This window comes from Erwinia rhapontici, assembly GCF_012271765.1.
Lineage (GTDB): Bacteria > Pseudomonadota > Gammaproteobacteria > Enterobacterales > Enterobacteriaceae > Erwinia > Erwinia rhapontici.
In genome coordinates this window covers 1-11,706 of the sequence record NZ_VRKO01000014.1, presented here as the reverse complement: position 1 = coordinate 11,706, position 11,706 = coordinate 1, and the positions used below count along the sequence as shown (strand labels likewise).

The 11,706-nt window shown below is 59.1% G+C and carries 7 protein-coding genes; 2 read left to right on the top strand and 5 right to left on the bottom strand.

Annotated elements, in window-relative coordinates; translation table 11 throughout:
• Nucleotides 1-13: 13 nt before the first annotated feature.
• The 5 genes from FVB43_RS13775 to FVB43_RS13755 all read right to left on the bottom strand — a co-directional run bounded on the left by FVB43_RS13775 (nucleotide 14) and on the right by FVB43_RS13755 (nucleotide 4,674).
• On the bottom strand, nucleotides 14-1,162 hold the full coding sequence (locus tag FVB43_RS13775) for a tellurite resistance domain protein (RefSeq protein WP_133844689.1): 1,149 nt from the start codon (nucleotides 1,160-1,162) through the stop codon (nucleotides 14-16).
• 82 nt (nucleotides 1,163-1,244) lie between these two features.
• A complete protein-coding gene (locus tag FVB43_RS13770) occupies nucleotides 1,245-1,727 on the bottom strand; it encodes a hypothetical protein (RefSeq protein ID WP_133844691.1) in 483 nt (160 codons plus the stop codon).
• Between the two features lie 91 nt (nucleotides 1,728-1,818).
• Complete coding sequence (locus FVB43_RS13765; protein ID WP_133844693.1) at nucleotides 1,819-2,556, bottom strand: hypothetical protein; 738 nt, start codon at nucleotides 2,554-2,556, stop codon at nucleotides 1,819-1,821.
• Between the two features lie 368 nt (nucleotides 2,557-2,924).
• Nucleotides 2,925-3,959, bottom strand: coding sequence for a hypothetical protein (locus tag FVB43_RS13760; protein WP_167864170.1), 1,035 nt, complete (start codon nucleotides 3,957-3,959; stop codon nucleotides 2,925-2,927).
• A gap of 442 nt (nucleotides 3,960-4,401) precedes the next feature.
• Nucleotides 4,402-4,674, bottom strand: a complete 273-nt coding sequence (locus FVB43_RS13755) for a hypothetical protein (protein WP_167864168.1) — start codon at nucleotides 4,672-4,674, stop codon at nucleotides 4,402-4,404.
• On the opposite strand from FVB43_RS13755, the gene FVB43_RS13750 reads away from it, so the two are divergent.
• The gene (locus tag FVB43_RS13750) at nucleotides 4,673-6,277 is read left to right on the top strand and encodes a ShlB/FhaC/HecB family hemolysin secretion/activation protein (protein ID WP_234472312.1); all 1,605 of its coding nucleotides are present in this window, start codon (nucleotides 4,673-4,675) and stop codon (nucleotides 6,275-6,277) included. The two genes, FVB43_RS13755 and FVB43_RS13750, sit on opposite strands and share 2 nt — an antisense overlap.
• Nucleotides 6,278-6,327: 50 nt before the next feature.
• Nucleotides 6,328-11,706: hemagglutinin repeat-containing protein (locus FVB43_RS13745; RefSeq protein ID WP_167864169.1), on the top strand; the 5,379-nt coding region annotated here is incomplete at its 3' end.

The following is an 11,706-nucleotide window of genomic DNA, read 5'->3' as shown; positions in this document are numbered from 1 at the left end:
ATAATGAATGTGGCTAGTTTTTGCTCGCACCCGGCTTCCATTTAAATCCCCAGCCGTAATACTTATCCATCGGCTCCCGATCGCGGAAGAAGCGGTTAAGGCGTTCCACTTTTATCTCGCCATCGACGTTTTTTAATCGGGCGATCGCCGCAACATTATTGCGCTGACTGCCCTCCTTCAGGGTGGTGCTGATCGGCGCCTGGCCCGGTACATGCACCGTGATCGTCGCATCGGTGCCCTGCCAGTTACTGGCTCCGCCAAAAATGAAGCTGTAAATCAGTACCTCATCAATCTCCGCCCAGCGGCTGCCGTTGATGAAGAGCCACTCACCGTCCTGGTTGTTACCGTTACGCAAATCTTCTTTCAGCTGGATGTAAGGCGGTTTTTCATAGTCGCCCGCGGCGTGGCTGAGGGCTTCCACCCCGCTGATGTCGCCATTTTTAAAGCGGACAAACGCGGCGATATCCAGGTCGATAGGCTGCTGCTGCTGGCCCTGTTTCCAGGTCAGGTTGATTTTGATGCGCCCGAAATCCTTGCGTTTCGCAAGGTTAATACTGGGGTTATCCTGCGTCAGTTCAGTACTGGCGGGTGGCGTGGGGGCAACGGCAGCGGGGGTTTCACGCGGTGCCGGCACCACGGGATCGGGGTGGGCACGATGGTGATACCACCACCAGGCGAGGGCGAGCAGTAACAGTAAAAGCAACAACAGCAATAGCCAGGGCAGCGCGCGTCGCCACCACGGCACCACCACCACCGGGGGCGGGGCCTCCGGTGCCACAATGACCCAGTTCACCAGAACCGGTTCATCGCCGACCGCATAGCAGTCCAGCTGCTGTGAATGGACGAGTAACTGCTGCAACGCCTGAGCGGGTTGCTCCTCGCCACGGGCGGTCAGCTGCTCAATCAGCCCGGCCAGTATTCCACGGTAATTCTGGAGCTTGCTGTGGAGCGCCTGCTGTTCCGCTTCATTCAGTGCCGACAATGGCCGGGCAACGCCCTGGCGGTCGGTCCACCACTCCAGATGCCCGGCAGGATCGCGCCGGGCGGTGGCAAACACCAGCGCAAGAGACGGAGGGAGATAGCGCTGGATAATCGCAACCGTCTCCTCATAGGTGGCCAGAGTAGAATCATTAATCGGCGCTGCACGTGTTAATCGTTGCATTACACAGGGTCGTCTTGTGGTTATCGTTGGCATCCGCCGCCGGTTCGCGGCGGATCAGCATATCGTCACATCAAAGGGCGCGTTACTGCAGCGTGTTCGCCTGCTCCAGTGCTTCCACCCTTTTCCTGGCATCGGCCACTTTTTTCTCAATAGCGGCAACGTCGCTGGCGCTGGTGGCCTGCTGCGCTTGCTGTTGCAGTGCCTGCAACTGTTTAATCTCTTTCTGGCTGGCTTTGCTTTTGACGTTGTCGGATTTAAGGCGTTTCATTGTCTGCGCCAGATCGGTACGCGCTGCCTGCAGTCGCACCTGTTCATTGCTCAGCTGTTGATCCGTGACCTGCTGCCGGTTCTGGGTATTGGCCAGATCCTGTTTGGCGCGCTGATTTTCCCACTGACTGAGCTGGACCTTCTGCTCTTCTTCACTGACTTTCTGCCGATAGCCACCGGAGGTGGTGCAGCTCAATTTAGTCAGGAAGCTGGGATCTTGCGCCTGCAGGTCGCAGTCCTGAGGAGAGGTGGCACAACCGGTAAGCAATACTGAAGCGAGTAATACATATTTTCTCATGAAATGTTCCATGAAATGAGGAAAACAAATAAGGTTTTAAGGCCAGTGACAGGTGTGAAAAGGGGCTGACAGTTCTGTCAGCCCCTCTGCATTAACCCAGTGAAATAGCCTGGCGCTGACTGTAAAGACCGTTCGCTTCTGATTCCAGAGCGGCGATTTTGCTATTCAGCTGGGTATATTCTTTATTTAATGCGGTCAGATTGGTTTTATCTGTTTTATTCGTCGTTGATTGTCCCTGCAGGGCGACTTTATAAGCAGCATCTTTGTCTTTCATGACTTTAATCTGGCTTTTCATTTCTTTGATATTGGCATCAATCTGATCCAGCTGCTTATTGGCGCTGGCTTTATCAAAACCGGCTTTATCTTTCTGGATGCTGATTTGGGTCAGAGTTGCCTGGTTGTCACTGATGACCTGTTTCATCGCCGTAGAGGTTTTCTCTACCGCCGTTGTATCTTTGCGGATGTCAGTGCCCATTGCCTGCAGGCGAGCAGCAGTGGTGGCGTAATCTTTTTTCAGGCTATCCAGGTAGTAGTTAGCCGTCATCCCCACCGCACAACCCGCGGCGCCCCCAATGGCAGCACCGACCAGCGCTTTTTTACCGTTACCGGCCAGCGCGCCAATCCCCGCGCCCGCCAGAGCACCCGTTAAGGCCCCCACTCCACAACCCTGTGCGCCCGATGCACTAAAGAACTTAGCCTGCTCACCGCTGGTCAGTCGCGGGTCGGCTTTTGTACCGGACAACAGAGAACTGCCTGTATTGGCACAGCCGCTCAGAAGCAGAGTGGCAGAAACAAGTAAACAGGTTGCGCTACGGCTAAAAATCTTCATCAGTGTTTCATCCTTAAATAATGGAAGGGCTGTGTGTGTGACCCGTTAATTTCATTTTTGTGAAAATTTGTCTTAAGAAGAGATATTCTTTCAGGATTATCGCGCAACGGAAGAGGTGTTATCGCGGGATAACATCTGGCGGCCAGCAGAGAGGATTAAATAATCTCATCGGGGGGCGCAAGTGCTCGACATCCTGATTCTGGTTATTTTTTGTACATAAGATTATTCGTAAATTTTTTTATGTTTTTATACATTGTTTCATGAATAAATGTAATCAAATTTGAACCTGACCGTTCAGGCTTTCTTCTACGAATGGAGGAGAGGGGCTTTTAGGGGGGCGGGACCGCCTGAGGGGCGCAAGCACTCGGTCAGACGATACGCTTCAGGATTTTCTCTAATACCGCTTGCTCATCATCTCTGCACAAATACTCCGTGACCTCCCGCGCCCAGCCTTCGCCATCACCGAGCACGGCACGACTGTACGCAGGGGCATAGAGATCGTGGCTGTCATACAGATTAATCAGCGTTTGATTCACGCCATCAAGATTCACAGCGGGGTTCTTTTGCTGCTGGGCAGCCAGCGCACGCACGATCTTTTCCTGATGCGCCGGGTCCGTCGGGAAGGTTCTTTCCCCCAGTTCACTGAGCACCAGAAACGGCGGCGGCATGCCCTCTTCGATGGCGGCCTGTAAACGGTAGTGACCATCCAGAATAACGAATGAACCCAGCCCGGCAATGAAGCGCACCAGTACCGGCGGCAGCGCCCCTTCCCGGCTCTTCTTGCGCCACCACTTCAGACGCCCCGCGTGCGGTTGAAGGGCGTAACGGGCCAGCAGCGGGGTGCCGTTCCACCACCAGTCAACCTGCGAGATGCGGGCCGGGGCCATCAGGTTCGGGATATCTTCCGCGAAGAGTGACCAGCTAAAACCGATATTCCCGCTACGGGCAGGGGCGTGAAAACGCCAGCTTTCCACCGGAGACGTTTGCTGAAGGGAATAAGGTGCAACGGGTGCGGTGGGTAGCATCGGGCGCAGCAGCCAGCGGCCCGCGGATAACAGCGGAACGTCAGGCGTCAGCAAATGGCGGGCAAAATAGCGGCACCATTCGCCCATCCACGCCTCTGGCCCGGAGCGACGAATCGACTCCAGCGCCAGCGAAGTAATGGGCGGTAATAGCGCATATGGATCAGGATGCTCAGCGTTAAACACCCGCCACAGGCCGGAATGATCTTTTAGCATCGAAGCCCAGAACAGCGGCGCACCGCGCAGTGACAGCGCCATGCGCCCATGATGCCCGCTGTGCATCTCCAGAATGGGCGGCATGGTGGGTTTCGGGCTCTGTAATTCCAGCCCCAGCCAGGCATGATTACGGTCGTGCAGGTCCTTCCACCAGTACTGTGACATCCGATGTTCCTTGCGCCAGAGAGGGGGGAAATTTTAAGGGAGTGAGGGGAAGATGCAAGGGGTGACCATGCATCGTCTTTCCGGGGCCCGGTGTTGGTCGGGGTACGCCGGGGAAAGAGTGAGCACACCGCGGGCCAGCCGTTCATTTCTGATAAAAATGTCGACCAGGCGTTCCATTAACGATATTGAACGTTCCTCTTTCCCTTTTGCGGATATCCGTCCCTCGCCAACCCCGAGAGGCTTGCGATTGGGGCCATGGATTGCTGAATAATTCATGAAACAACTGGCCCTGTTGTGTTGGACAATACCGTGTTCCCCAGACAGTACCCTCCCTAAAAGCGCCTGAAATTGCGAAATAAACACGAAGAAACCATCCGTAGTACCGGATAAAACCGGGCTGTAAACGCCACTCTCAGTCCCAGAGATTTTTTAAAATTTTATTCTAAGAATTATCGGAAACTGCCCTGTTAACACTCACACTTATATTTACAGCTCTTAACAATTCTTTTATCATCCGCGCAGTTTGTTTATTAAGCACTTTCATAAAAAAATCAAGAGAAGTCACAGGGATGATGCGCAACACACCGACAGGGACGGCCCGCGGCACAACGCCGTTCATTTTTTCAGCTTTCACGCTTATCGCGCTGATGATCCCCTCTTCCCCGTCTGCCGCCCCGGTCCCTCCACCTGAGCGGCCTGCGGCTGAAAAGAACATGATCGACCGGACGCTTCAGTCCCAGCAGCAGCGGCAAAGAGCGCTGGAAGAAACCCTGACACCGCCCACCCCGGACGTGCGCCTTTCGCCGCCTTCCTCCTCGTTTGGCCGCATTCACTTTGCGCCAGAAACTCCCTGCTTTCAGATAGACCGGGTAAAACTGAGCGGCCAGGAAGCCCTGCCGCACTGGTTGCCGCTGCAGCGTCTCGCCCGTCAGGGTGAAGGCCACTGCCTCGGTGGGAAGGGCATTAATCAGCTGATGAGCACCCTGCAAAATCGCCTGATTGACCACGGCTATGTGACTTCCCGTGTACTGGCCCCGAATCAGGATCTGACCCGTGGAACCCTGTCGCTGGTGATCCTGCCCGGCTACGTTCACGAGGTGAAACGGAGCCCCGACAGCGATCGCTGGCTGACCCTCTGGACCGCTTTCCCTGCTCATGCCGGAAACCTGCTCGACCTGCGTGATATCGAACAGGGGCTGGAAAACCTGCAGCGTCTGCCGACGGTGGAGGCCAATATGGAAGTGGCACCCGGCGAGCTGCCGGGCGAGAGCGATATCGTGGTGCAGTGGCAACAGCGCAAGATGTGGCGCCTGGGGGCCTCGCTGGATGACTCAGGTTCCGTCGCCACCGGGCGTTATCAGGGTGGTGCGACCCTGTCGCTGGATAACCCCTTCTCCCTGAGCGATCTCTTTTATCTTTCCGGCACCCGCAGCCTCAAAACCGGCGACGATAAAGGCAGTAAAAACATCACCGCCCATTATTCGGTGCCTTTTGGCTACTGGATGGCCAGCGCCACGGCCAGCGATTATGACTATCACCAGACGGTGGCGGGCCTGAATCAGGACTATCTCTACAGCGGAAAACGCAAAAACCTCGACGTCCAGCTCAGCCGGGTACTGCACCGCAGCGGCACGCAGAAGACGTCCGTCAGCTGGGACGTGCTGACCAGCGAATCGCGCAACTACATCGCCGATACCGAGGTCGAGGTGCAGCATCGCAAGACCGCCGCCTGGCGGCTGGGGCTGTCCCATCGTCACTATATCGGGCAAAGCACGCTGGATGCGGGCATCAGCTATCAGCGCGGTACCCGCTGGTTTGGGGCCATCCCGGCCCCGGAGGAGTACAACGGCGACGCCACGGCGAAGAGCAAAATCGTTACCCTCAGCGCCGGTCTGGATATTCCCTTTGAGATCGTCGGCGAGTCGTTCCGCTACAACGTGCAGTATCTGCGCCAGATGAGTTCAATGTCCCTGACGCCGCAGGATGAATTCTCCATCGGCGGACGCTGGACGGTGCGCGGCTTCGATGGCGAACGCAACCTGAGCGCCAGCCGTGGCTGGTTCGTGCGCAATGACCTCGCCTGGCAAACGCCGTTGCCGCAACAGGAGTTCTATCTGGGCGCGGATTATGGCGAAGTCGGCGGCACCAGCAGCGCAGGCATGCTGATTGGTCAACATCTTGCAGGCGGCGTTGCCGGCCTGCGCGGCACTGTTTTTAATACCGGGTACGACGCCTTTGCGGGCGTGCCGTTCTCGAGACCTGACGGCTTTAAAACCAGCCCTTACACCCTGGGTTTTAGCCTGAACTGGAGTTACTGAGTCGTCACCTCACGACATAACGGGTTTCCATTGATGAGTGGGATTTAAGGATGAATAAAAATCTGTATCGTATCGTGTTCAATAAAGCACGCGGTATGTTGGTCGTGGTGGCAGAAATCACCCGAAGCTGTCGTGCGGTAGCCTGCCCGGCGTCTGGCACCGCCAGCGTGCAGCGTCAGTGCATCACTCGCCTGAATGCCCTCGCCTTCGGCCTGCTGCTGGCACTGGGCGCAGTCCAACCGGCAACGGCCAATGTCGTGGCCGATAAGAGCGCGCCGGGTTCGCAGCAGCCGACTATTATCAGCAGCGCCAACGGTACACCCCAGGTCAATATCCAGACACCGAGCCAGGGCGGGGTCTCCCGCAACGTTTACAGCCAGTTCGACGTGAACAACAAAGGCGTCATCCTCAACAACAGCCGTACCCATGCCTCCACCCAGATCGGCGGTATGGTGGCCAGCAACCCGTGGCTGTCGCGCGGTGAAGCCAAAATCATCCTTAACGAAGTGAACTCGCGCAATCCGAGTCAGCTTAACGGCTACATCGAAGTGGCGGGCAAAAAGGCCCAGGTGGTGATTGCCAACCCATCGGGTATTACCTGCGACGGATGCGGCTTTATCAACGCCAACCGTGCCACCCTGACCACCGGGCAGGCGCAGCTGAACAATGGCAACCTGACCGGCTACGACGTCAGCAAGGGCGATATCGTTATTCAGGGCAAAGGGATGGATACCTCCCGCCAGGATTACACCGACATTATCGCCCGTTCGGTAAAAGTGAATGCCGGACTCTGGGCCAATGACCTGAAGGTCACCGCCGGAGCCAGCACCGTTGATGCCGCCCATGAAAAAATCGTGGCCAAAAACGGTGATGCGGCGACGCGTCCTCAGCTTGCCGTGGATGTCGCCAGTCTTGGCGGGATGTATGCGGGAAAAATCCGCCTCACCGGGAGCGAAGCGGGTGTCGGCGTGCGCAACGCCGGGAATATCGGGGCCCAGGCCGGAACGGTGGTGGTCACCGCCGATGGCCAGATTGACAACAGCGGCAACCTGAACAGCGCGGGAGATATGAGGCTGACCGCAGGCAGCGTCAGAAATAGCGGAAAAATCTACGCTGGCGGGAGTGCGGAGGTGAACAGCCGGGGCGAAATCGAACACAGCGGCACCCTCGCCACCGCCGATAATCTGACCCTGCGCGGAAACCGCATCACCGCGACCGCACAAAGCACCGTTGCCGCCGGTATCGATAAAGACGGGCAGGCAGGCGAGCATGGCGACGTCACCCTTTCCAGCCACGGTCGCCTGACCCTGCAGGGACAAAATATTGCCGGCGGCACCCTCACCGCCAACGCTCAGGGGATTGATGCCAGCGGCAGCCGGACGGCAACAGGCAATACCGCCCTGGACGCCGGTCATGGCGATCTGGATCTCCGCCTGGCCAGCGTGGACGCCACCGGCAAGCTTGAGGCCCGCAGCACAGGCCGCCTGCTGAATGACGGCGGCACCCTGAGCGGCAAAAATGTGGACCTCAACGCCCGCAGCATCGCTAACCGCGAGGGCAACCTTGTCGCCGGGCAGCGCATGGACATCACGGCGGATACGGTCAGCGGCGACGGAAAAATCCTCTCCGAAGGCGATCTGAACCTCAGCCTGCAGCAGGGCATGACCAACCAGAGCCTGCTGCTGGCAAATGGCGACCTGACGCTGACCAGCGGCGGCACCGTGGACAACCAGGGCAAACTGCTGGCGGGTAAGACGCTGACGCTGCAGGCCGTCAGCGCCACCAATGCGCGGGACGCGGAGCTGGGGGGCGGTGAATCCCATCTCTTACTGAGCGATTCTTTGGTCAACCGGGGCCTGATCGACGGCACCCTGACCCATATTGACACCGGCACCCTCACCAACCTCGGCGCCGGGCGTATTTACGGCGACCATATCGCTATTAAGGCGAACACCCTGGATAACGGGGCAGAAAACGGCGTGGCCGCGACCGTGGCGGCCCGCGATCGGCTGGATATCGCCGCCGGGACGCTGAACAACACCGGCCATGGCCTGATCTACAGCGCGGGTGCGATGGGCATAGGCGGCAGCCTGGACACGAATCTGAACGCCACCGGGCGCGGCGGAGTGCTGACCAATCGCGGTGCCACCATTGAGTCGGGCGGCGATATGCGCCTTGATATGGAGACTATCCATAACCTGAATAACCATCTGGTGACGGACGTGGTGGTGACGGGGACCAGCCGCCACCATGAAGCCGTGCTGAGCGGCAAGACTCAGCGCTACGACTGGAGCCAGGTTAACACCAGTCAGAAAAATAAGTACGGCGTCCACTCGGCGAAAATGCCGGACGGCAGCAGCAGCGATAAATTCTACGAATACAACTACACCCGCACCGTCCAGGAAACGCGTGTTATTGAGAGCGATCCGGGAAAAATTCTCTCCGGCGGCAACCTCACCATTAACAGCGACCAGATGAATAACCTGGACAGCCAGGTCATCGCCGCGAAGGTGCTGGGTGGGGTGATTAGCCTGCTCAATAATGATGCCACCAGTGGGGTGAAAATCATCACCGACATTGGCAGCCAGACCCGCTGGTATGCGAAGAAAAAGAAAAAGAAACTGGGCGGTACCAAAACCTCGCAGGGGAAAGATACCAACAGCTACCGCCCCTCTCCGGTGACCCAGACTATCTCCCTCAGTACGATGGCATGGGAAGACAATAACCCGGCCCAGGGCGGCAGCGATCGCCCGGTGGCGCTGCCTGCAGGCCAGACGTGGGAAAGCGCGAAAAACAGCAGCGGCGAAGTCGTGCGCACCGGCGTCGGGGACACCCGCGTTCCCTCAGGCAGCCTCTATACGGTTCACGCCTCCACGACCAGCCACTACCTGGTGGAGACCGATCCGCGCTTTACCCAAGAGCGCACCTGGCTGGGCTCCGACTATATGCAGAACGCCCTGTCATCGAACGGGGATACGATCCTTAAACGCCTCGGCGACGGCTTCTATGAACAGCAGCTGATCCGCAACCAGGTCACCAGCCTAACCGGCCAGCGCTATCTCAGCGGCTTCGACGATGATAATGCCCAGTACAAGGCCCTGATGGATGCCGGTGTCGCCTTTACCCGTGAGCACAACCTCACCACGGGCGTGGCGCTCAGCGCGGAACAGATGGCCCTGCTGACATCAGATATGGTGTGGATGGTAGAGCAGACCGTTCAGCTCCCGGACGGCAGCAGCCAGCGCGTGCTGGTCCCGCAGGTGTATGTGCGGGTGAAAGAGGGCGACGTGGATGGTAACGGCTCCCTGATGGCGGGCAACCGCGTGGCATTGCAGACCGCAGACGACCTCAACAACAGCGGCACCCTCGCCGGGCGCGAGATCACTGCCATCGCGGCGAACAACGTCACTAACAGCGGTCTGATCCGCGGCGGCACGATCGATATCGCCACCCTCACCGATTTCAACAACGTGGGAGGCACACTGCTGGCGGACGATGCCCTGCAGGTCACTGCCGGACGCAACCTGAACAGTACCAGCACCCTGAGCGGCGATGACAGCAACCGCAGCCTGGATCGCACCGCCGGGATTTACGTCCAGAATGACAGCGGCAAACTGGTCCTGCAGGGCGTGAACGACATCAACCTTAACGCCACTCTGGTGGGTAATAACGGCAAAGAGAGCACCACCGTGCTGAGCGCCGGGCACAACATTAATCTCGGCACGATCGCCACCACCCACAGCGAACGCGGCGACTGGGGCGGCGATAATTATCGCGCCCTCACCCAGCGCAGCGACGTCGGCAGCCAGATCGCCGGCAACGGCAGCGTGCAGCTGTCGGCAGGCAATGACCTGAACGCCCTTGCGGCCTCGATCAATGCCACCGACGCCCTGAGCGCGGTGGCCGGGAACGATATGAATATCGTGGCCGGGGAGTCCGCGTATCACCTGACCGAACACAGCAGGCAGACCAGCAAGGGCTTCCTCTCCGGCCGCTCGCTGGAGACCCACGATGAGATCGAGGCCACCCAGGCAACCGCCAGCAACGTGACCGGCGACAGCGTGACCCTGCTGGCAGGTAACAATCTGACGGTACGCGGCAGCAACGTGGCGGGCGAAAACGACGTCCGGCTGGCGGCGGGCAATAACCTGACCCTCGACACCGCTGAAGAGCAACGTCAGGAAAACCATCTTATCAAAGAGAGCAAATCCGGCCTGATGGGGACCGGCGGTATCGGCTTCTCTTACGGCCGTCAGAGCGTCAAAACCACCGACGACGGCAACAGCACCGCCCACGCCATCAGCACCGTCGGCAGCAGCGCGGGCAGCCTCAGCCTTGAAGCAGGCAACGACCTCTCCGCCCGCAGCGCTGAGCTGATTGCCGCGAAAGAGATGAGCCTGGCGGGCAAAAACGTTGCCATTACCGCCGCCAGCGACAGCAGCGTGCAGACTCACAGGGTCGAGCAGAAACAGAGCGGCTTAACCCTCGCCCTCTCCGGCGCCGTCGGCAGCGCGCTCAACACCGCCGTCGAGACCGCCAACCAGGCGCAGGAAACCGAGGACAGCCGCATCGCCGCCCTGCAGCAGACCAAAGCGGCACTCTCCGGGGTGCAGGCCGCTCAGGCCGCGAGCCTGGCCAGTGCCCAGTCCGGGACGCCGGGCGCGTCAGACAATACGGTCGGTATCAGCCTCTCTTACGGTTCTCAGTCGTCTACGTCCACCCAGCACAGCGAGCAGGTTACCGCCCGCGGCGGCAGCCTGACCGCCGGGGATAACGTAAAAATCACCGCTAACGGCGGCGGCACCAAAGGTACCGACGGCGATATCCTCCTCCAGGGCACCACCGTTCAGGCCGGAAAAAACATCGACCTGACGGCTAACCGCGATATCACCCTGACGTCCGCGCAGAACACCTCCCTGCTGACCGGCAGCAACAAGAGCAGCGGCGGCAGCGTCGGGGTCGGCATCGGCGTTGGCTCCGGCGGGTTCGGCATCAGCGTCTCCGCCAGCCTCAACAAGGGCAAAGGCCACGAAAGCGGCAACGGCACCACCCATACGGAGACGCTGCTTAACGCCGGGCAGGCGGTGAACCTGGTCAGCGGCCGCGACACCACCCTGACGGGCGCGCAGGTCAGCGGCGAGACGGTCAGGGCCGACGTCGCCCGCAACCTGACGATGACCAGCGAGCAGGACAGCGACCGCTACGACTCGAAGCAGCAGAACGCCAGCGTCGGCGGCAGCTTTACCTTCGGCTCCATGACCGGCTCCGCCAGCGTCAACCTCAGCCGTGACAAAATGCACAGCAACTACGACAGCGTGGTTGAGCAGACCGGCATCTTCGCGGGCAAAGGCGGCTTTGACGTCACCGTCGGTGAACACACCCAGCTGAACGGCGCGGTTATCGGCTCCACCGCCACCGCGGACAACAAC

Bases quoted from the DNA above. Each gene is read 5' to 3' on its own strand.
- FVB43_RS13775 (WP_133844689.1), bottom strand. From the start codon at position 1,162: ATGCAACGATTAACACGTGCAGCGCCGATTAATGATTCTACTCTGGCC.
- FVB43_RS13770 (WP_133844691.1), bottom strand. From the start codon at position 1,727: ATGAGAAAATATGTATTACTCGCTTCAGTATTGCTTACCGGTTGTGCC.
- FVB43_RS13765 (WP_133844693.1), bottom strand. From the start codon at position 2,556: ATGAAGATTTTTAGCCGTAGCGCAACCTGTTTACTTGTTTCTGCCACT.
- FVB43_RS13760 (WP_167864170.1), bottom strand. From the start codon at position 3,959: ATGTCACAGTACTGGTGGAAGGACCTGCACGACCGTAATCATGCCTGG.
- FVB43_RS13750 (WP_234472312.1), top strand. From the start codon at position 4,673: ATGATCGACCGGACGCTTCAGTCCCAGCAGCAGCGGCAAAGAGCGCTG.
- FVB43_RS13755 (WP_167864168.1), bottom strand. From the start codon at position 4,674: ATGTTCTTTTCAGCCGCAGGCCGCTCAGGTGGAGGGACCGGGGCGGCA.